Genomic DNA, 18,364 nt, shown 5'->3' with positions numbered 1-18,364 from the left:
AGTGGCCGGCGCTCGACCAGGCGCCACAGGCGATCGCTCTGCCCGCAAGCGGAAGGAGTTTGACGACCGAGCTCACCTGACGAGCCCGCTCGCTTCCCCCTGTAATCTCTCCGTCATGGAATTTTTCTAGGTCTTGGCGGACCCGCGGCGCATTGTCGCTGCGCCCTGAGGAGGCCCCCATGACGATCCGGTTTTCGCGAAATCTCACCCGCCGACGCTTTCTCTCGACCGCGGCTGCGGCCGGTGCCGGCGTGATCGCGATGCCTTACCTGTCGCGCGCCGCCGATCGTCCCGTGATCACCCACGGCGTGCAGTCCGGCGATGTCGGCGTCGACGGCGGCGTGGTGTGGGCGCGTACCGACCGGCCGGCGCAGATGATGGTCGAGGTCGCCACCACGGAATCGTTCAAGGACGCCCGCGCGCTGCCGCCGATCACGGCGCTGCCGGAGAGCGACTTCACCGCCAAGATGCTGCTGGAGAATCTGCCCTCCGGCCAGGACATCTTCTATCGCGTCCGCTTCCGCGACCTCGCCCATATCGACGTTGTCGGCGAGCCGGTGGTCGGCCGTTTCCGCACCGCGCCGAGCGACCGCCGCGATGTCTCCTTCGTGTGGGGCGGCGACGTCGCCGGCCAGGGCTGGGGCATCAACCCCGACGACGGCGGCATGATCACCTTCGCCGCAATGAAGAAGCACAATCCGGATTTCCTGCTGCATTCCGGCGACACCATCTACGCCGACGGCGTGATCCCGTCCGAGGTGAAGCTCCCCGACGGCAAGATCTGGAAGAACATCACGATCCCGGAGAAGGCCAAGGTCGCCGAGACGCTCGACGAGTACCGCGCCGCGCATAAATACAATTTCCTCGACTCGAATTTGCGCGCCTTCAACGCCGAGGTGCCGATCTTCGTGCAGTGGGACGATCACGAGGTGACCAACAACTGGTCGCTGTCGAAGCAGCTGCCGGCGGCCTACAAGGAGCGCGACATCACCGTGCTCGCCGCGCGCGCGGCCAAGGCCTTCCACGAGATGTATCCGATGCGCGAGAGCATCGTCGAGCCGGGCCGGGTCTATCGCACGCTGAGCTATGGTCCGCATCTCGACGTGTTCATGCTCGACGAGCGCAGCTATCGCGGCCCCAATGGTCCGAACCTGCAGGAAAAATATGGCCCCGACGCCTATTTCATCGGGCCGGACCAGATGGCCTGGCTGAAGCGCGCGCTGCTCAACTCGCGCGCCACCTGGAAGGTGATCGCCTCGGACATGCCGCTGTCGCTGATCGTCTATGACGACGCCGCCAACAAGAAGGGCTCGGAAGCGTTCGCGCAGGGCGACGGCCCGGCGCGCGGCCGCGAGCTCGAGATCGCCGACATCCTGCGCTTCATCAAGACCGCGGGGATCGTCAACACGGTGTGGCTGACCGCTGACGTGCACTACGCGGCCGCGCACTACTACAATCCGAACAAGGCCCAGTTCCAGGAGTTCGACCCGTTCTGGGAATTCGTCTCGGGCCCGTTGCACGCCGGCACGTTCGGTCCGAACGAGCTCGACAACACGTTCGGTCCCGAGGTGAAATTCGTCAAGGCGCCGGGCGATGCCAACCAGAACCTGCCGCCGTCGGCCGGCATGCAGTTCTTCGGCCACGTCAAGATCGACGGCAAGAGCGGACAGATGACGGTGAGCCTGCGCGATCGGGTCGACGCCGAACTGTGGGCGATCACGCTCGATCCGAAGCCGGTGTAGCCCGGCCGCCGCCGCGACGGAACCGGACGACGCCCCTGGCGTAAGGCAAGGGCGTCGCGATTGGCGGGGGATGGACGCGATCTGCCTCTTCCGGTACCGATGACAGAGCCGTTATGCTGGGGGCCCGGAGGGGCGGAGCATGAGGCGCTGCGAATCCATTCGCGTGCTCGGTGGCATCGTCGCGGGGCTTCGGCCTCGCCGTCTGCTTGTTGTTGCGATAGCGGTGATCGCGCTGCTGCCGATCGACATCAGCGAGGCCGGCTGGCTGCCTGATCTCTTCAAGAGCTCACCCAAGCACGTCAAGCCGCCCAAGCGCGCGAAATCGGCAAGGCAATCGACAAGGCCGGCCAAACTGGCAAGGCACCGCGCACCGCCGAAGCTCCACACCACCCGGCTTGCCGCCCTTGGGCCGGTCGCGCTGCCGCCTTCCGTGCTCAAGCCGTCCGCAGGCAAATGCGATCCCGCGACCTTCCGGATCGTTCTCGACGTCGGACATACCGCGGAATCGGAAGGCGCGATCAGCGCCCGCAATGTTGCCGAGTTCGCCTTCAACCTGCGCCTTGCGCGGCAGATCGAGGAGAGGCTGAAGACCGAAGGCTTTGCCGAAACCAGGCTGCTTCTGACCGAGGGCAAGGCAAGACCCAGCCTGTTCAGGCGGGTCGCGAGCGCCAACAATCTGCGCGCGGATCTGCTGCTGTCGATCCACCACGATTCCGTGCCCAACAAGATGCTCGAGGACTGGGAATTCGAGGGCAGGAAAAGCCACTTCAGCGACCGCTTCAGCGGCTACTCCGTATTCGTCTCCCGGGAGAACCCGGACTTCAAGACGAGCCTGCGGTTCGCCGAACTGGTCGCCGGCGAAATGAAGGCCCAGGGGTTTCGCTATGCCGAGCAATACAGCCAGGCGATCATGGGCCGCGACCAGCATCCGCTGCTGAACAAGGAAATCGGCGTCTACAGCTATGATGAGCTGATCGTGCTGAGAAAGACCGCGATGCCCGCCGTCCTGCTGGAGGCGGGCTCGATCATCAACCGCGACGAAGAGCTCAAAATGGGTTCGCCCGAGCGCCGCAACAGCATCGCCGGCGGCGTCGCTTCGGCCGTGAAGGAGTTCTGCGACCCGCGATGGGCCCTGTTCGGTCCGCTCTGACGGCCGGGCGATCGGCAGTTGCCCGCTCAGCCCGGCTTGCCCGCCTTGAGCTCGCCGAGCTTGGCCAGCGCCTGTTCGAACTTGGCATTGAACAGCCACATCGCATCGAGGATTTCGCGGAAGGTCGCAGATGATTTGGCCCGGTCGGCACGTCCGAAGGCGAAGACGCTGTTGTTGCGCAGATACCCCATGATCCTGGGATCGGAAATCCTGTAGCCGACGAGATTGCCCGACTTCAGCGCGGCCTTGGTCGGGCTGGGAATGATCTGGATCAGCTCGAAGAGCTTCATTTGATCGATTGGATCGGGCAGCGCCTTTGCGATCGCCGGGACCTGCGGGAAGACATCTGCATGTGCGTTCATGAGCGCATCGCGCACCGCGGTCCAGTGATTGAACCGATGGTCGAGATTGCCGGCCCGGGCTTCCTCCCTGTCGTCGCGACGGTTTAGTGCCGGATCGAGGGCTGCAATCGATCCCTTGATGGCGGCCCACTTCTTCTGGCCGTTGCGATCTTCGGACGGGCCGGTCTGCAGGCTTCCCTTGTAGGTGTTCGACCGCGCATTTCCCGCATTCTGCTTGCCGTTCGTCTCGGCAAAGAACAGCCCGAGGCTGATGCGGCCCGCGGTGGCGGCGCCAGTCGCATCGAGCCCCTTGGCGCGCGCAATCACCGTCGCCAGGTCGACCACGTCCTTGAATGGCGTATCGGATGTTTGCGCACCGGCGGGCGGCGCCTCCATGACGTCGAACAGCTTCCGGTACTCGTCGAGCAGCGGCTCATTGTCGGCGTCGAAATAGGCCGGCGGGATTCCGAGCCTGTTGGGCCTGCCGATCCGCGACGGCAGCGCATCGGTGAGATCCTTGTAGGCGCTCATCATCTCGACGCGGGCCAGATAGATCGCCTGGCCCGGCAGGTTCGGCAGCGGCTGCCCGGCATCGATCTGCGCGCGCCGCTGGCGCAGGATCGAGATGAAATTCTTCAGCGCATTGTCATAGGCCTTGAGCGCGGCTGCTTGCTCGCTCGTGAGCGCGGCCGGTTCAGCGATGACTGGACCCGTCGCAACCGGCGCAAGCAGCAACCCGAGAGACAGCGCCGCTGCGCGCGCAGCGGCAGACATCCTGCTCGCCATACTGATTGCCATGACGGCTTCCCGAGGCCTGTTCGTCACCGAATCCGACATCTCGGATCGTAGACCGCGAGGCCGAAGCCCGGCAATCGGTCAAAGCTCGTTTCTCAGCGCAGCTTCGAGCGTCTCGCTCGAACACGGCTTGGACAGCCGCGGCTTGCCGGCGAGCGATTCCGGCAGCCTGATGTCCGCGCCGTAGCCCGTGATAAAAGCGAAAGGCACTTTCAGGGCATCGAGCCGCTCGGCGATCACGAACGTCTTCTCGCCCCTGACGAGGCCGACGTCGAGCAGCGCGAAATCCGGCGCGCGTTCGGCGATCAATTCAAGCGCACGGGCGACATTCGCAGCGGTGCGCACCGTCCGGGCGCCGAAGCCGAGGATGGTGTCCTCGAAATAGAGCGAGATGATCGGATCGTCCTCGACCACAAGGACATCACCGGGCATGCCGGAATTGGGGGCGGATTCCATTGCTCAGGGTCCATTTCTTCGATGATGGATGAGAGACCGGAATCAGTCCGGCCGGATGGCCCGCGACCGGCGCCCGAAAGCACGCCGGCTGTTCCCGAGATGAAACCCACCACATCGCGAGCTGCCGCGTCTGTTCACTAGTGAACATAAAAGCTGGAACTTTTTCAGTATGGTCCGCGTTGGGTTTTCAGGATTTTCCAATGATTGCAAAACGGACCGATTTGGCCGGTACGAGCGACCGGCCGTTCAACAATCTCTTGCGCCGGCTCAATGCCGTCGACTACGAGCTGATCGCGCCGCATCTTGCGGTGGTCGAGGCCGCGGCCGGCGACCTGCTCTACAATCCCGGCGACGACGTCCAGATCGTGCATTTCCCATGCGGGCCGAGCCTTGCGTCCTACATGGTGCCCAACGAAGACGGGCGCGATGTCGAGACCATCCTGGTCGGCCGCGAGGGCGCGGTCGGCGGCATCGTCAGCCAGGGCTTCCTGCCGGCGTACACGCGCATCACCGTCAAGTTCGGTGGGCCGTTCGCGCGGCTGCCGATCAGCAAGCTCGACGCCGCCAAGCTGAAGTCGATTTCGGTGCGCAACATCTTCGCGCGCTACGCCGACTGCATGCTGGCGCAGATCTTCCAGTCGACCGCCTGCAACGCGATCCATTCGATCGAGCAGCGCGCCGCGAAATGGATCATCTCGGCGATGGAGCGCACCAACGGCAATGGCGTGGTGCCGCTGACGCATGAGCAGCTCTCGACCTTGCTCGGCGTCGGCCGCAGCTACACCAGCCGGGTGATCCAGAACTTCAAGGCCGAAGGCGTGCTGGATACCCGCCGCGGCGCGATCGTGATCCGCGACCCCGACAAGCTCAAGCTGCGCTCCTGCATGTGCAACGAGGCGGTGAAGGATCACTTCGAGGAAGTGCTGCGCGGCGTCTATCCAAGCGAGGACAACCCCGCGAATTGACACCGCCGCCGACCTCTTCCCGTAAGAACGGGGAGAGGGAGAACAGCTACCGCGCGGATCAGCTATCGCGGACCGCGAAAATCACGCTACACTCGCCCGATGAGTGGGGCTGAACTTCACGCGATTTTCGACGTTGCAGCATGGGGCGCGGCCGCGGTCGCCATGTGGTGGCTGTCGCGCATACGCGGCCTGCAATTCCCGCGGCAATCCTTCGAACTGACCTATATCGCCGCTTTGGTGTTTGGCGCCGGCATCGGCGCCTACATCTTCGGCACGCTGAACCTGTGGTTCTCGGGCATGCCCGGCATCGCCCGCTCGGTCGAGGGCGCGCTGGCCGGCGGCATCGTCGCGATCGAGCTCTACAAATGGCTGCACGGCATTTCGCTGCGCACCGGGGCGCGGTTCGCACTGCCGTTTGCGATCGGCGTCGCGATCGGCCGGCTCGGCTGCTATTTCGCAGGGCTCGAGGATTTCACCTACGGCACGCCGACCACGCTGCCCTGGGGCCACGATTTCGGCGACGGCGTCCTGCGCCATCCGGCGCAGCTCTATGAAAGCCTGGCGATGGCGGCGTTCGCGGTCTTCTACGTCTGGGCCGTATTGAACCGCAACGCCGCTGTGATCACCAATGGATTCTACCTCGTGCTGTTCTTCTACGGCCTGCAGCGCTTCGTCTGGGAGTTCATCAAGCCGTATGGCGCGCTGATCGGCCCGTTCTCGCTGTTCCACCTGCTGTCGCTGTTTGTCATGGTCTATGCCGCCGTCATGCTCGCGACGGCGCCGAATGTGAGTGTGAAGCATGAACGCGCCGCTGCGTAAGGCCCGCCCCTACATCTTCTGGGGCCAGACCCAGTCGCTCTGCGAGACCTGCCTGACCCTGGTGCCGACCAAGATCCAGATATCGGGCAACGAGGTCTGGTACGAGAAGCGCTGCAAGCAGCACGGCGTGCAGTCGACGCTGGTCTCGACCGATTCGGCCTATTGGCGGCTGTGCAAGGATTTCATCAAGCCGGGCGACCGGCCGCTCGCCTTCCAGCGCCACACCGAATTCGGCTGCCCCTATGATTGCGGGCTGTGCCCGGACCACGAGCAGCATTCCTGCCTGGCGCTGATCGAGATCACCGAGCACTGCAACCTGACCTGCCCGGTGTGCTTTGCGGATTCCTCGCCGGCGCGCACCAGCTTCACGCCGCTGGCCAAGATCGAGAAGATGCTGGACGCGCTGGTAGCAAGCGAGGGCGAGCCCGACCTGGTGCAGATCTCCGGCGGCGAGCCGACGCTGCATCCGGATTTCTTCGCGATCCTGGATGCGGTGCGCGCCCGGCCGATCCGCCATGTCATGATCAACACCAACGGCCTCAGAATCGCGCGCGAGCCTGAGTTCGTGGCAAAGCTCGCCGCGAACAAGCGTGGGCTGGAGGTCTATCTGCAGTTCGATTCGCTCACGCGCGAGGCGCTGGTCAACCTGCGCGGCGCCGACTTGCGCAAGATCCGCCAGCAGGCGCTGGAGAATCTCGAGCACCACGGCGTCTCGACCACGCTGGTCGCGACCATCAAGCGCGGCGTCAACGATGCCGAGATCGGCGACATCGTCCGCCATGCGCTGACCTGGAAGTGCGTCCGCGGCGTCACGCTGCAGCCGGTGCAGGACGCCGGCCGCAACCAGAATTTCGACAAGAACACCGACCGCATCATGCTGTCGGAGATCCGCCAGCGCGTGATCGAGACCGGGGTGTTCGGCGACAAGGACATGATCCCGCTGCCGTGCAATCCCGAGAGCATCTCGATCGGCTACGGCCTGCGCAACGCCGACAAGGTGTTGCCGCTGACCTCGCTGATCCCGCAGGAGCAGCTTGTCGCCGTGATGCCGAACACGATCAGCCCCGAGAAATATCCGGTGTTGCGCGAAAAATTCGTCGACCTGTTCTCGCTGTCGTCGGGCCCGCTCAACACCTCGGAGCGGGTCTGCGAATTGCTGTGCTGCCTGCCGAGCTTCGAAGTGCCGGAAGGCCTCTCCTACGAGAACGTGTTCCGCGTCACCATCGTGCAGTTTCTCGATCGCTTCAATTTCTGCGTCGGCAACGTCAAGCGAAGCTGCATTCACTTCGTCACCGAGAGCGGCGCGATCATCCCGTTCGACACCTACAACCTGTTCTATCGCGACGGAAAGATCGACGGCATCCGCGCGAGCCTCGCCGGCCAGACCTATCGCGAGGCGCGCCTAACGGAGGAGATGCCGAGGTGAGCGATACCAGCGCGCCCCCTTCACCTCCGTCCCGCCCACCGGAGCAGCGCAACGGCTGCGTGACGGCGCTGATGATCGTCGCCGGCATCATTCTGTTGCTGCCCGGTCTCTGCGCGCTGATCTTCGTGTTCGCCGGCGTTGCCAAGACGGCGTCCGATGACCTTCAGGTCGTCGCCGCGTGCCTGCTGGTGGCGTGCTTCGGCGTGGCCCTGATCTGGTGGGCCATCCGCAGGCCTGCGTCCTAGGGACGGCCGGCATCGCGAACCGACTGGTGGACCCACAGCCATGAGCGAGACCAATCCCCCTTCCGTGCCGCCTGCACCAGCGCAGCCGCCCGACGTGCACCTCCCTCCGCCGCTCCCGCCACAACGCGGCGGCTGCGCGACCGCCTTCATGGCGCTGTTCGGGGTGCTCCTGCTGCTGCCCGGGCTCTGCGCCCTCCTGTTCGGGCTCGGCGTCCTGAGCGAGTCGAAAACCGATCCCTCCATCCTGTTCCTGATCCTGCTCGGGCTCGCGGTTTGCTTTGCCGGCGTGATGCTGATCCGTGCCGCGATCAAGGGCGATCGGTAACGGACAAATTTGCAGCCCATGAACACGCCGCCCGAGCCGCCGACGAATCCTCCTACAGCTGCGGAAGGCTGCCTGTCGATGTTGATGTTCCTGGCCGGCATAGTCCTGCTGCTTCCCGCGGCCTGCGCGCTATTGGGTCTCGGGCGCGGCGGGTTCGATTCGTCCTTCATCGGCTTTTGGCTCGCCGTCTCCGCGATTGGCTTCGTGGGCGCCTGGCTGATCAGGCTCGCGACGCGCCCCCGAAGTCACTAGACGGACGATGGTCATGGGCAATTCCGACCAGACTCCGCCGACCGAACCGCCGTGGCGGGAACCGCGACTGCCGCTTGGCTGCGCGATCTTCATGCTGATCATCGGGGTGCTGCTGCTGATCCCGGGCGCGCTCTGCGTGGTCCTCAGCGTCAGTCTGGGTGGGTCCAACGACCCGATCACCGGGCACGCCGTACTGGTGGCGCTTATTGGGCTTGGGCTGATTGTGTTCGGGCGAGCGCTGAAGCGAGGCTGAATCGGCGCCGAAAATCCCCTCAAAACCGGCTTCCGGAACCAAAATCAGTCCTCCAAACGGCCAATAAACCGTTGTTTTTTGGCGTTTTCTGACTATATTGCGCCGCAACGCACGAGGTGCCCGGTCCTGAGACCGGGCTTCCTTTTTGGGGTGATGCGTCCCCGTCAAATTTCTTGGGTATGAGCGTGATCCGGGCCCCTGATGGGCCACGCGAGCGAGCGGCCGGCCAAACTGGTCCGGCGAGATCGCGCATCTGACCATTGCACGACCAGAAGAAGAGCCATGAACCTTCGCAACGTCGCCATCATCGCCCACGTCGACCACGGCAAGACCACCCTCGTCGACCGCTTGCTGCAGCAATCCGGCACCTTCCGTGAGAACCAGAAGGTCACCGAACGCGCCATGGACTCCAACGACCTGGAGCGCGAGCGCGGCATCACCATCCTGGCCAAGGCGGCCTCGGTGCAGTGGAAGGACATCCGCGTCAACATCGTCGACACGCCCGGCCACGCCGATTTCGGCGGTGAGGTCGAGCGCATCCTCAACATGGTGGACGGCGCGCTGGTGCTGGTCGACGCCGCCGAGGGTCCGCTGCCGCAGACCAAGTTCGTGGTCTCGAAGGCGCTCAAGATCGGCCTGAAGCCGATCGTCGTGATCAACAAGGTCGACCGTCCCGACGCGCGCCCGACCGAAGTCATCAACGAGGTGTTCGACCTGTTCGCGGCGCTCGACGCCAGCGAGGAGCAGCTCGACTTCCCGATCCTGTACGGGTCGGCCAAGCAGGGCTGGATGGCGGAGAGCCCGGAGGGTCCGAAGGACCTCGGCATGCAGCCGCTGTTCGATCTGATCGTGCGCCATGTCGAGCCGCCGAAGGTCGAGGAAGGTCCGTTCCGAATGATCGGCACCATCCTCGAGGCCAATCCCTATCTCGGCCGCATCATCACCGGCCGCATCTCCTCCGGTTCGATCAAGCCGAACCAGCAGGTCAAGGTGCTGTCCGCCGACGGCAAGCTGATCGAAACCGGCCGCCTGACCAAGATTCTCGCCTTCCGCGGCCTCGAGCGCACCCCGCTTGAGGAGGCCGAGGCCGGCGACATCGTTGCGATCGCGGGCCTCACCAAGGGCACCGTCGCCGACACCTTCTGCGATCCCTCGGTCGAGACGCCGCTGCCGGCGCAACCGATCGATCCGCCGACCGTGTCGATGTCGTTCATCGTCAACAACTCGCCGCTCGCCGGCACCGAAGGCGACAAGGTGACCTCGCGCATGATCCGCGACCGCCTGATGCGCGAGGCCGAGGGCAACGTCGCGCTGCGCGTCGTCGAGGCCGCCGACAAGGATTCCATGGAAGTCTCCGGCCGCGGCGAACTGCAGCTCGCGATCCTGATCGAGACCATGCGCCGCGAGGGTTTTGAGCTCTCGGTGTCGCGCCCGCGCGTCGTGCTGCAGAAGGACGAGGCGACCGGCAATTGGCAGGAACCGATCGAGGAAGTCGTGATCGACGTCGACGAGGAGCATTCCGGTGTCGTCGTGCAGAAGATGAGCGAGCGCAAGGCCGAGATGATCGAGATGCGCCCGTCCGGCGGCAACCGCCTGCGGCTGGTGTTCTACGCGCCGACCCGTGGCCTGATCGGCTACCAGGGCGAACTGCTCACCGACACCCGCGGCACCGCGATCATGAACCGCATCTTCCACGGCTATGCCGCCTACAAGGGCGAGATCCAGGGCCGCCGCAACGGCGTGCTGATCTCCAACGATCAAGGCGAGGCGGTGGCTTACGCGATGTTCAAGCTGGAAGACCGCGGCCCGATGATGATCGAGCCGGGCTGGAAGGTCTACAAGGGCATGATCGTCGGCGAGCACACCCGCGACAACGATCTCGAGATCAACGTGCTGAAGGGCAAGCAGCTCACCAACATCCGCACCACCTCGAAGGACGAAGCGGTGCGCCTGACGCCGCCGATCCGGATGACGCTGGAAAAGGCGCTGGCCTATATCGAGGACGACGAGCTCGTCGAGGTGACGCCGAAGTCGATCCGGCTGCGCAAGAAGCATCTCGATCCGAACGACCGCAAGCGCGCGGAAAAGGCCAAGGAAGCCGTGGCGTAAGCCATCGCGTAAACCAAACTGTCATGCCCCGGCTCGATCGGGGCATCTAGTACGCCGCGGCCTATCGGTTCAATCACAGCTGTCTCTGGAATACTGGATCACCCGCCTTCGCGGGTGATGACAGTTATGCGTGGGTTGACTTTAGACGCTTCTCCAGACGTGCTAGAGCCGGGACATGAGTTCCCTTCCCTCCACGGTCGATGTTGCCATCATCGGCGCCGGCGCCGCAGGCCTCGGCGCCGCGCATGCGCTGAGGGGCACCGGCCTCTCCACCATCGTGCTGGAAGCCCGCGACCGGCTCGGCGGCCGCGCCCACACCATCCAGGCCGCGCCTGACGTGGTGTTCGACGTCGGCTGCGGCTGGCTGCACTCGGCCGACCAGAACAGCTTTGTCGGCATCGCCCGGCAACTCGGCTTCGAGCTCAACAAGGACCTGCCGCCGTGGCGCGAGCGCGCCTATGGCAAGGCGTTCCCGCAGGCCGACCGCGATGCGTTCATGCTTGCGCTCGACGAGTTCTATGATCGCCTCGAAGAGGCGGCGCGCGGCGGCAAGGACGGTTCAGCCGATCGCTACCTCGAGCCCGGCAACCGCTGGAACCCGATGATCGATGCGATCTCGACCTATGTGAACGGCTGCGAGCTCGACCAACTCTCGATTCTCGATTTCGACGCCTATGAGGACAGCAACGTCAATTGGCGGGTCAGGCGCGGCTATGGTTCGCTGGTCGAGGCCTATGGTCAGCAGGTGTCTGTCGCGCTGAACTGCGAGGTGAGGCTGATCGATCACTCCGGCAAGCGCGTCCGCATCGAGACGTCGCGCGGCACACTCGAAGCGGACAAAGTGATCGTCACCGTGCCGACCAACCTGATCGCCGACGCGGCGATCCGCTTCTCGCCGGCGCTTCCGGAAAAACTCGATGCCGCGCGCGGCCTGCCGCTCGGCCTCGCCGACAAGGTGACCTTGGCGCTCGCCGAGCCCGAGGCGCTGCCGAAGGAAGGCAATCTGCGCGGCGCCACCATGCGCACCGAGATGGGCACCTACCACATCCGTCCGTTCGGCCAGCCCTGCATCGAGGGGTTCTTCGGCGGCCGTTTTGCGCAGGCGCTCGAGGATGCCGGCGACGGCGCCATCGCCGCGCACAGCATCGACGAGATCGTCTCCTTCCTCGGCAATGATTTCCGCCGCAAGCTGAAGCCGCTCAGCGAGTCCCGCTGGGCCCACGACCCGTTCGCCCGCGGCTCCTACTCGCACGCGCTGCCCGGCCACGCCGACAAGCGCGCCGTGCTCGCAGCCCCGGTCGACGGCCGGCTGTTCTTCGCCGGCGAAGCGACGTCGCCGCATTTCTTCTCGACCGCGCACGGCGCGCGGGACAGCGGTGAGCGGGCGGCGAAGGAAGTGTTGGCTGTCGTAGCTAGCAAGTAGCCGCATCGTCATTGCGAGCGGAGCGAAGCAATCCATCGCGCCGCGTAACGGATGGAGTGGATTGCTTCGTCGCGTCGCTCCTCGCAATGACGGGGAAACTACTCCAGCACCCTCGCCCGCTTATCCGCGTCGGGCACGAAGCACGTCTCGTACTTGCCGAAGATTTTGTAACGATTGCGGGCGACGAGGCTGTAGACGGCGTCGCGCAGCGGTTTCGGCACGGCGAACAGCACGCGCGTCCAGCCCCAGCCGGGGAGATGACTCAGCACCGTCAGCGCGGCGTCCGACTTCATCCAGGCGACGCCGCCATGGACCACGGCGTTGGTGTCGGGATTCTCGGGGTCGATACCGAAGGTTTTTGCCAGCCGCGTGCCGTATTCGGACTGGATCGGCGTGAAGCGAAAGCGGCGTGCCTTGTCGCGGTCGACGACGAAGCGGACCCAGCGCGAGCAGAAGATGCAGACGCCGTCGTAGAGGATCACGTCGTCGTCGGGCCAGCTCGTCATCTTGATTCCCTTCGACGCGTTTTCTTCACGCGAACCGGTTGCCACTTCGCTTGAAAACGCTATCGGTTGTCCATTGTCAGCAGCGCCACCAGCATCAGCACGATCGCGGGTCCGGTCTTCACCAGCGCGCCGAGCGGCTCGATCCAGAGATCAGGTGTCAGGACCGCCGATCCCGCCATGTAGCCGAGCGAGGCAATGATGCCGGCGACAAGACCGAACGCCGCGGTGCGGCGGATCGCGATCAGCACGCCGATGCTCATGTCCATCAGGCTGGTCAGTACCGTCACCGGCCCGACCAGGGCGGGCGGGAAGTGATGCGCGCTCAGGATGCCGGCGGCGGCGTCATAGGAGATCACCAGCGAGATGAAGCCGGAGGCGACCCAGAACAGCACGAGGCTTGCGAAGATCAGCGCCTTGATCAGGAACAGCCGCGCGAACCATTTGTCCTGGATGGTCGCGGGTCGGCCGCCGATCGCCTGCGCGATCGTCTTCGGCACGATGCCGGTCGTTGCCACCCAGGCCGTGGGATCGCCGGTGACGCCGCGGCGCAGCTCGGCAATCGCATTGGAGCGCATCGGCGGCATCCAGCCGAGGCGGCTTGTGAGATCGCCGAGACGGGCGCCGAGATCGATCAGGAACGACGGCGAGGCGATGCGGAATTGCTTCGCCGTGCCGAACGACCAGCGGAATTGGGCGATGACGCCGCCGAGCGAGATCGGCTGCTTCTGCATCAGGTCCCAGCTCACCGATCGCACCGCTTCGTCGTCGATGTCGCGCGAGGCAAGCCAGGCGATGGTGGCGGCGATATCCTCGACTGCAACCGGCTGGAATGGCGTAGCGGCCTCGTCGGCCGGCAAATCCACCGGCAGCGCCGCCAGCGCGCGCAGCATGGCGCTGCCGCCATAGGCCGACGGCGCGATGACAAAGCCCGGGCGCAGGATCGCATGGGCGATCCCCGATGCCGCGATCAGCCGTTCGGCTTCGCGCTTGGTGGTGCTGAAGGCGGTGCGATCCTGATCGGCGCTGCCGGGAATCGAAATATGCACCAGACGGATGGCGCGATGGCTGTCGCGGATCGCTTCCAGCAGTCGCGCCACGAAGTCGCGATGCACCGCGCCTGTGTCGCTGCCCGGACCGTCCTGCAGCACGCCGAGGCAATTGACGACGACGTCGGCCTCGTGGGTGCGAAGCAGCTGTGTCAGCTCAGCGACATCCATCGACATCACGGGCAGCTCGAGATCGGCTGCGCTCATCTTTTGTGCAGCCGTGAATTGCCGCGCGATCCCGATCGCGTGAAAGCCGCGCGCCCTGAGATCGTCGGTGACATAGCGTCCGATCAGTCCCGACGCGCCGAGCACGAGGATATTGTGTGATGCGCCGTCACTCATGAATTGGATCATGCGTTAGAATGGTTTTGCGATCATCAGCCAGAGGATGATCATCACCGAGCCGAAGCCGGGAATCCCGAACAGGAACCAGCGGCGAAACAGCGCAGTGTAGCGCGGCGGTAGCGGCAGACCCTTGTCGGCCGCCGCCTGTGCGAGGTCGCGCATCTCCATCTGCATGAAGACAACGGGAACCCAGAACACGCCGGCCAGCGCGTAAAGCGCAAGCGACAGCAACAGCCAGCGCTCGGTGATGCTGGTTGCCGACAGCAACATCAGCAGCCCCCCGCTCACCGGCTGCAGCAGCACTGCGCTCAGGGTGAAGATCATGTCCGCGACCACGACCGTCGACGCCGTGCGCGCGATGAAGGACGGACTTTGCGTGCGATGCGCCGCCAGCATGAAGAAGGCGATCCCGCTCCCGGTGCCGAGGATCACGATGGCGCCGAGCACATGCAGATATTTGATCAGGAAATAGAGCGTCATCACAGTCCGCTCGCGATCGGGCCGGTTTCGGCACGCACAAATGCCGCCGCTGCCATAGGCCGTGCGCGCGCAAAAATCCACTGCGGCTGCGCACCCGGAGTACCCACATCGCGCTTGGATCGCAGGCCAAATCCTGGCGGCGAATCAGCCCCGAATGAGCCATTTCCAAGCGACGGCACTGTCATATTGCGTGCGGGATTCACGCTTTGCACAGGGCCGAACCGGCGATCGGTCGTCTGAACCCGGCAAGTGTCCTCTTTCGGAACAAGTTTTCATGACACTGATGCAAAAAACCCACAGGTTAACCGATAATTAACGATGGACCTTGAAGGCGGCCCGCTGACTTGCTTTGATTGGCTGCATGAGCACAACGCTAATCGAGGTCCGGCCAGCCAAAGCTGCAGACGCAGCCTCAGTGGCGTCTACCCATGACGAAGCCTGGCGCTCGGCGTATCAGGGCATCATCCCCGGCGCCGAACTCGAAAAGCTGATCAATCGCCGTGGCCCGCAGTGGTGGGACAGCGCCATCCGCAAGGGCAGCCGCGTCAGCGTGCTGGTGTTCGGCGACAGGATCGCGGGCTATGCCAATTATGGCCGCAACCGCGCTCGCAGCTTGCATTTCGAAGGCGAGATCTACGAGCTCTATCTGCGGCCGGAATTCCAGGGCCTCGGCTTCGGCCGGCGCCTGTTCGCGGCAGCCCGCCGCGACCTGATGCAGAGCGGCCTGAAGAGCATGGTGATCTGGGCGCTCTCCGACAACGAGCCGGCGACCGAGTTTTACCGCGCGCTGGGCGGCCGGATGGTGGCGCGCTCCTCGGAACGGTTCGGGCCGAAGTCGCTCGACAAGGTCGCTTTCGCCTGGGCGAACTGAAAATCCTGCTTCTCTCGCAGCTGCAGCAAGGCTAAACCAGCCTCTAGCGCTGCGCGCGACGGCCAGCCCGGCCCCACGGCCGGGCCTGATTCCGTTTTGCGGCCTGGCGGCGCCAACCAAAAAATCACATCGTTCTCAACTTCCAAAAGGCCACGCGGAGCAATCCATGCGTATCGACGCCATATCGATCGGAAAAAATCCGCCCCACGACGTCAACGTCATCATCGAGGTTGCCGTCGGCGGCGAGCCCATCAAGTACGAGATGGACAAGGAGGCCGGCACGCTGGTGGTGGACCGCTTCCTCTATACGCCGATGCGCTATCCCGGCAATTACGGCTTCATCCCGCACACGCTGTCCGGCGACGGCGATCCCTGCGACGTGCTGATCGTCAACACCCGCGCGATCGTGCCGGGCGCCGTGATGAGCGTCCGCGTGGTCGGCGTGCTCCTGATGGAGGACGAGGCCGGCGGCGACGAGAAGATCATCGCGGTGCCGTCATCGAAGCTGACCCAGCGCTACGACAAGGTGCAGAACTACAGCGACCTGCCCGACATCACGCTGCAGCAGATCCAGCACTTCTTCGAGCACTACAAGGATCTCGAAAAGGGCAAGTGGGTGAAGGTGCTGCGCTGGGGCGACGCCGACGAAGCCCGCAAGCTGATCCTCGAAGGCATCGAACGCGCGAAGAAGAAGTGACGGCGTAGCCGATACGGCGCCCTCTCCCGTCATTGCGAGCGAAGCGAAGCAATCCATGCCCCCGCACATGCGGGACGATGGATTGCTTCGTCGCTTCAGCGCAAAATTGCTCTGCAATTTTGTCGCGAGCTCCTCGCAATGACGGTTGAAGCAGGTTGCTCTTAGCTCACACCGCCGGCGCCGGCAGGCCGGCAATCGCGCAGGCGGCGCGCAGCGTGTTGACCAGAAGGCACGCCACCGTCATCTGTCCGACGCCGCCGGGCACCGGTGTGATCGCGCCCGCGACGCCGAGCGCTTCCTGGAATGCGACGTCGCCGACCAGCTTCGGCTTGCCGCCGGGCACCGGAATGCGATTGATGCCGACATCGATCACGGTCGCGCCCGGCTTGATCCAGTCGCCGCGCACCATCTCGGGCCTGCCGACCGCGGCATAGACCAGATCGGCCTGGGCGCAGAGCTTGGGCAGGTCGCGCGAACGCGAATGCGCGATCGTCACCGTCGCGTTCTCATTCAGCAGCAACTGCACCAGCGGGCGGCCGACCAGATTGGAGCGGCCGATCACGATCGCGTTCATGCCCTCGAGCGAGGCATGCACGCTCTTGGTCAGGATGATGCAGCCGAGCGGCGTGCAGGGCGACAGCGCGGCAAGGCCGCCGGCGAGCCGGCCGGCATTGTTCGGGTGCAGGCCGTCGACATCCTTGGCCGGGTCGATCGCGTTGATGATGGTCTCGGTGTGCAGCGATTTCGGCAGCGGCAGCTGCACCAGGATGCCGTGCACCATGGGATCGCGGTTGAGCCGCGCGATCAGCGCCAGCAGATCGGCCTGCGACACATCCTCCGGCAGCTTGTGCTCGAACGAGGCCATGCCGGCGGCCTGGGTCTGGGTGTGCTTGCTGCGGACATAGACCTCGCTCGCGGGATCGTGGCCGACCAGCACGACGGCGAGCCCCGGCGTGAGCCCATGGTCGCGCTTGACCCGGGCGACCTCGTCGGCGACGCGGGCGCGAAGCTCTGCAGCGATGGCTTTTCCGTCGATGATGCGGGCAGTCATGTCAGTCCTTCGTGTCTTGATTCGGCCCGGTCGCAGTCAATTTCTTCAAGGTGTCGCCAAGCTGCCTCGGATCGCCATCGACCGCCACCTGCTTCAGCCGCGAAGTGGCCCCCGACAGCAGCTTCACCCTGGCCTTGGGTACGCCGAGCGCCTTCGCCAATAACTCCGTCACCGCCCGGTTGGCCTCACCGCCCTCGGCGATGGCGCGAACCCGCACCTTCACCACCGAACGGCCGTTGGCCAGCGTCTCGATCCCGTCGATGTCGTCGCGGCCGCCGCGCGGCGTCACGCGCAACGCGATGCTGATGCCCTCGGTGGAATAGCGCCAAGGATCCATCAGCAATCCATCAGCAGCGGTCCATCGCCAGGGATCAGATCACGTTGGGATAGATGTAATAGGCGATCACCCGCTGGATGAACATGATGATCAGGATCACGATGATCGGCGAGATATCGAGACCGCCCAGATTCGGCATCACATTGCGAATCGGCCGCAGCACTGGCTCGGTGATCCGGTACAGGAACTCGGCAACCGCCGAGACGAATTGATTGCGCGTGTTGACCACGTTGAAGGCGACCAGCCAGGACAGGATGGCGGAGGCGATCAGAAGCCAGACATAGAGGTCGAGGACGATGATGACGATGTCGAGAACAGCGCGCATATGATGGGGGCTCGCGGGTAGGACGACCAGGTAAAGCGCAACGAAACCGGACTTGAACCGCCAGCGCGCTTCTTGTTTGAGCAGGATCTTCTCGGAAAACCGCTACGTACTTCTCGCTAACGCGGCCCGCCGGGTCCGGATCATGCTCTAAATATCGGTTCGTCCCCCGGCAAACAAGGGAAGTTCCGGGCGGGAAAGGCCGAAAACCGCTGTTTCAGCGTTCTTGACTTGGCCTTGGGCGGGACTGTAAATGGCGCCCGACTGACGGCCGGGACACTCAGCAACACCCGGCCGCAATGGGGCCATAGCTCAGCTGGGAGAGCGCGTCGTTCGCAATGACGAGGTCGGCGGTTCGATCCCGCCTGGCTCCACCAGCCTTCGCTCGCTTCGCGAGCTTCGGCTCGG

21 protein-coding genes and 1 tRNA gene are annotated in these 18,364 nt (G+C 64.6%); 14 read left to right on the top strand and 8 right to left on the bottom strand.

The genetic code is table 11. From position 1 onward, the window contains the following. Window positions 1-179: 179 nt before the first annotated feature. Together CK489_RS09245 and CK489_RS09240 are read left to right on the top strand one after the other, a co-directional pair. Window positions 180-1,742 carry an alkaline phosphatase D family protein gene (locus tag CK489_RS09245; RefSeq protein WP_095732079.1) on the top strand — a complete coding sequence of 521 codons (1,563 nt, stop codon included), beginning with the start codon at window positions 180-182 and terminating at the stop codon, window positions 1,740-1,742. A 139-nt stretch (window positions 1,743-1,881) separates the two neighbouring features. Further along, window positions 1,882-2,892 (top strand): N-acetylmuramoyl-L-alanine amidase, encoded by a 1,011-nt coding sequence (locus CK489_RS09240; protein ID WP_095732078.1) that lies wholly within the window; start codon window positions 1,882-1,884, stop codon window positions 2,890-2,892. Between the two features lie 26 nt (window positions 2,893-2,918). Here the strand turns inward: CK489_RS09240 and CK489_RS09235 are convergent, their stop codons facing one another. Beyond that, window positions 2,919-4,019 (bottom strand): hypothetical protein, encoded by a 1,101-nt coding sequence (locus CK489_RS09235; RefSeq protein WP_095732109.1) that lies wholly within the window; start codon window positions 4,017-4,019, stop codon window positions 2,919-2,921. A gap of 90 nt (window positions 4,020-4,109) precedes the next feature. Next, window positions 4,110-4,484 (bottom strand): response regulator, encoded by a 375-nt coding sequence (locus CK489_RS09230; RefSeq protein ID WP_050631302.1) that lies wholly within the window; start codon window positions 4,482-4,484, stop codon window positions 4,110-4,112. 200 nt (window positions 4,485-4,684) lie between these two features. On the opposite strand from CK489_RS09230, the gene CK489_RS09225 reads away from it, so the two are divergent. The 9 genes from CK489_RS09225 (at window position 4,685) to CK489_RS09185 (ending at window position 12,301) form a co-directional block, all read left to right on the top strand. After that, window positions 4,685-5,449 carry a Crp/Fnr family transcriptional regulator gene (locus CK489_RS09225; RefSeq protein WP_095732077.1) on the top strand — a complete coding sequence of 255 codons (765 nt, stop codon included), beginning with the start codon at window positions 4,685-4,687 and terminating at the stop codon, window positions 5,447-5,449. 99 nt (window positions 5,450-5,548) lie between these two features. Continuing rightward, window positions 5,549-6,268: a prolipoprotein diacylglyceryl transferase gene (locus tag CK489_RS09220; protein WP_095732076.1), complete on the top strand. Its 720-nt coding sequence runs from the start codon at window positions 5,549-5,551 to the stop codon at window positions 6,266-6,268. Next, window positions 6,249-7,694 carry a radical SAM protein gene (locus CK489_RS09215; RefSeq protein WP_095732075.1) on the top strand — a complete coding sequence of 482 codons (1,446 nt, stop codon included), beginning with the start codon at window positions 6,249-6,251 and terminating at the stop codon, window positions 7,692-7,694. The genes CK489_RS09220 and CK489_RS09215 overlap by 20 nt, the downstream gene beginning before the upstream one ends. Next, a complete protein-coding gene (locus CK489_RS09210; RefSeq protein WP_095732074.1) occupies window positions 7,691-7,939 on the top strand; it encodes a hypothetical protein in 249 nt (82 codons plus the stop codon). Before CK489_RS09215 ends, CK489_RS09210 begins: the two co-directional genes overlap by 4 nt. A gap of 40 nt (window positions 7,940-7,979) precedes the next feature. Next, window positions 7,980-8,264, top strand: coding sequence for a hypothetical protein (locus tag CK489_RS09205; RefSeq protein ID WP_198960878.1), 285 nt, complete (start codon window positions 7,980-7,982; stop codon window positions 8,262-8,264). 18 nt (window positions 8,265-8,282) lie between these two features. After that, entirely contained in the window at window positions 8,283-8,516 is a 234-nt protein-coding gene (locus tag CK489_RS09200; RefSeq protein WP_095732073.1) for a hypothetical protein, read from the top strand. 13 nt (window positions 8,517-8,529) lie between these two features. Continuing rightward, window positions 8,530-8,769: a hypothetical protein gene (locus CK489_RS09195; RefSeq protein ID WP_095732072.1), complete on the top strand. Its 240-nt coding sequence runs from the start codon at window positions 8,530-8,532 to the stop codon at window positions 8,767-8,769. Window positions 8,770-9,051: 282 nt separating this feature from the next. Continuing rightward, a complete protein-coding gene (typA, locus tag CK489_RS09190) occupies window positions 9,052-10,878 on the top strand; it encodes a translational GTPase TypA (RefSeq protein ID WP_050631296.1) in 1,827 nt (608 codons plus the stop codon). Window positions 10,879-11,053: 175 nt separating this feature from the next. Beyond that, on the top strand, window positions 11,054-12,301 hold the full coding sequence (locus CK489_RS09185) for a flavin monoamine oxidase family protein (protein WP_095732071.1): 1,248 nt from the start codon (window positions 11,054-11,056) through the stop codon (window positions 12,299-12,301). Window positions 12,302-12,399: 98 nt separating this feature from the next. Here the strand turns inward: CK489_RS09185 and CK489_RS09180 are convergent, their stop codons facing one another. The 3 genes from CK489_RS09180 to CK489_RS09170 are packed head-to-tail and all read right to left on the bottom strand — an operon-like array spanning window position 12,400 to window position 14,678. After that, a complete protein-coding gene (locus CK489_RS09180) occupies window positions 12,400-12,807 on the bottom strand; it encodes a thiol-disulfide oxidoreductase DCC family protein (RefSeq protein ID WP_095732107.1) in 408 nt (135 codons plus the stop codon). A gap of 59 nt (window positions 12,808-12,866) precedes the next feature. Continuing rightward, the gene (locus CK489_RS09175) at window positions 12,867-14,195 is read right to left on the bottom strand and encodes an SDR family oxidoreductase (protein WP_095732106.1); all 1,329 of its coding nucleotides are present in this window, start codon (window positions 14,193-14,195) and stop codon (window positions 12,867-12,869) included. A gap of 15 nt (window positions 14,196-14,210) precedes the next feature. Then, window positions 14,211-14,678, bottom strand: a complete 468-nt coding sequence (locus CK489_RS09170; RefSeq protein WP_095732070.1) for a DUF2269 family protein — start codon at window positions 14,676-14,678, stop codon at window positions 14,211-14,213. A gap of 361 nt (window positions 14,679-15,039) precedes the next feature. On the opposite strand from CK489_RS09170, the gene CK489_RS09165 reads away from it, so the two are divergent. Further along, window positions 15,040-15,549, top strand: coding sequence for a GNAT family N-acetyltransferase (locus tag CK489_RS09165; protein WP_021078234.1), 510 nt, complete (start codon window positions 15,040-15,042; stop codon window positions 15,547-15,549). A 166-nt stretch (window positions 15,550-15,715) separates the two neighbouring features. Beyond that, window positions 15,716-16,246: an inorganic diphosphatase gene (gene ppa, locus CK489_RS09160; RefSeq protein WP_016847249.1), complete on the top strand. Its 531-nt coding sequence runs from the start codon at window positions 15,716-15,718 to the stop codon at window positions 16,244-16,246. A gap of 166 nt (window positions 16,247-16,412) precedes the next feature. Here the strand turns inward: ppa and folD are convergent, their stop codons facing one another. The 3 genes from folD to CK489_RS09145 are packed head-to-tail and all read right to left on the bottom strand — an operon-like array spanning window position 16,413 to window position 17,959. After that, window positions 16,413-17,297: a bifunctional methylenetetrahydrofolate dehydrogenase/methenyltetrahydrofolate cyclohydrolase FolD gene (folD, locus tag CK489_RS09155; protein WP_095732069.1), complete on the bottom strand. Its 885-nt coding sequence runs from the start codon at window positions 17,295-17,297 to the stop codon at window positions 16,413-16,415. A gap of 1 nt (window position 17,298) precedes the next feature. Further along, complete coding sequence (locus CK489_RS09150; protein WP_094194316.1) at window positions 17,299-17,634, bottom strand: DUF167 domain-containing protein; 336 nt, start codon at window positions 17,632-17,634, stop codon at window positions 17,299-17,301. Window positions 17,635-17,668: 34 nt separating this feature from the next. Then, window positions 17,669-17,959, bottom strand: a complete 291-nt coding sequence (locus tag CK489_RS09145) for a YggT family protein (protein ID WP_021078230.1) — start codon at window positions 17,957-17,959, stop codon at window positions 17,669-17,671. A gap of 298 nt (window positions 17,960-18,257) precedes the next feature. On the opposite strand from CK489_RS09145, the gene CK489_RS09140 reads away from it, so the two are divergent. Beyond that, a tRNA-Ala gene (locus tag CK489_RS09140) sits at window positions 18,258-18,333 on the top strand. Window positions 18,334-18,364: the final 31 nt, after the last annotated feature.

The sequence above is a fragment of the Bradyrhizobium sp. UFLA03-84 genome (assembly GCF_002289535.1).
Taxonomy (GTDB): domain Bacteria; phylum Pseudomonadota; class Alphaproteobacteria; order Rhizobiales; family Xanthobacteraceae; genus Bradyrhizobium; species Bradyrhizobium viridifuturi.
This window is presented reverse-complemented; position numbering and strand designations above follow the sequence as displayed.

What these genes read in the sequence shown, in the direction of transcription:
- CK489_RS09235 (WP_095732109.1), bottom strand. Translation starts at nt 4,019, where the DNA reads ATGGCGAGCAGGATGTCTGCCGCTGCGCGCGCAGCGGCGCTGTCTCTC.
- typA (WP_050631296.1), top strand. Translation starts at nt 9,052, where the DNA reads ATGAACCTTCGCAACGTCGCCATCATCGCCCACGTCGACCACGGCAAG.
- CK489_RS09195 (WP_095732072.1), top strand. Translation starts at nt 8,530, where the DNA reads ATGGGCAATTCCGACCAGACTCCGCCGACCGAACCGCCGTGGCGGGAA.
- CK489_RS09240 (WP_095732078.1), top strand. Translation starts at nt 1,882, where the DNA reads ATGAGGCGCTGCGAATCCATTCGCGTGCTCGGTGGCATCGTCGCGGGG.
- CK489_RS09185 (WP_095732071.1), top strand. Translation starts at nt 11,054, where the DNA reads ATGAGTTCCCTTCCCTCCACGGTCGATGTTGCCATCATCGGCGCCGGC.
- CK489_RS09175 (WP_095732106.1), bottom strand. Translation starts at nt 14,195, where the DNA reads ATGAGTGACGGCGCATCACACAATATCCTCGTGCTCGGCGCGTCGGGA.
- folD (WP_095732069.1), bottom strand. Translation starts at nt 17,297, where the DNA reads ATGACTGCCCGCATCATCGACGGAAAAGCCATCGCTGCAGAGCTTCGC.
- CK489_RS09220 (WP_095732076.1), top strand. Translation starts at nt 5,549, where the DNA reads ATGAGTGGGGCTGAACTTCACGCGATTTTCGACGTTGCAGCATGGGGC.
- CK489_RS09205 (WP_198960878.1), top strand. Translation starts at nt 7,980, where the DNA reads ATGAGCGAGACCAATCCCCCTTCCGTGCCGCCTGCACCAGCGCAGCCG.
- CK489_RS09215 (WP_095732075.1), top strand. Translation starts at nt 6,249, where the DNA reads ATGAACGCGCCGCTGCGTAAGGCCCGCCCCTACATCTTCTGGGGCCAG.
- CK489_RS09200 (WP_095732073.1), top strand. Translation starts at nt 8,283, where the DNA reads ATGAACACGCCGCCCGAGCCGCCGACGAATCCTCCTACAGCTGCGGAA.
- CK489_RS09245 (WP_095732079.1), top strand. Translation starts at nt 180, where the DNA reads ATGACGATCCGGTTTTCGCGAAATCTCACCCGCCGACGCTTTCTCTCG.
- CK489_RS09230 (WP_050631302.1), bottom strand. Translation starts at nt 4,484, where the DNA reads ATGGAATCCGCCCCCAATTCCGGCATGCCCGGTGATGTCCTTGTGGTC.
- CK489_RS09150 (WP_094194316.1), bottom strand. Translation starts at nt 17,634, where the DNA reads ATGGATCCTTGGCGCTATTCCACCGAGGGCATCAGCATCGCGTTGCGC.
- CK489_RS09170 (WP_095732070.1), bottom strand. Translation starts at nt 14,678, where the DNA reads ATGACGCTCTATTTCCTGATCAAATATCTGCATGTGCTCGGCGCCATC.
- CK489_RS09180 (WP_095732107.1), bottom strand. Translation starts at nt 12,807, where the DNA reads ATGACGAGCTGGCCCGACGACGACGTGATCCTCTACGACGGCGTCTGC.
- CK489_RS09225 (WP_095732077.1), top strand. Translation starts at nt 4,685, where the DNA reads ATGATTGCAAAACGGACCGATTTGGCCGGTACGAGCGACCGGCCGTTC.
- CK489_RS09145 (WP_021078230.1), bottom strand. Translation starts at nt 17,959, where the DNA reads ATGCGCGCTGTTCTCGACATCGTCATCATCGTCCTCGACCTCTATGTC.
- ppa (WP_016847249.1), top strand. Translation starts at nt 15,716, where the DNA reads ATGCGTATCGACGCCATATCGATCGGAAAAAATCCGCCCCACGACGTC.
- CK489_RS09165 (WP_021078234.1), top strand. Translation starts at nt 15,040, where the DNA reads ATGAGCACAACGCTAATCGAGGTCCGGCCAGCCAAAGCTGCAGACGCA.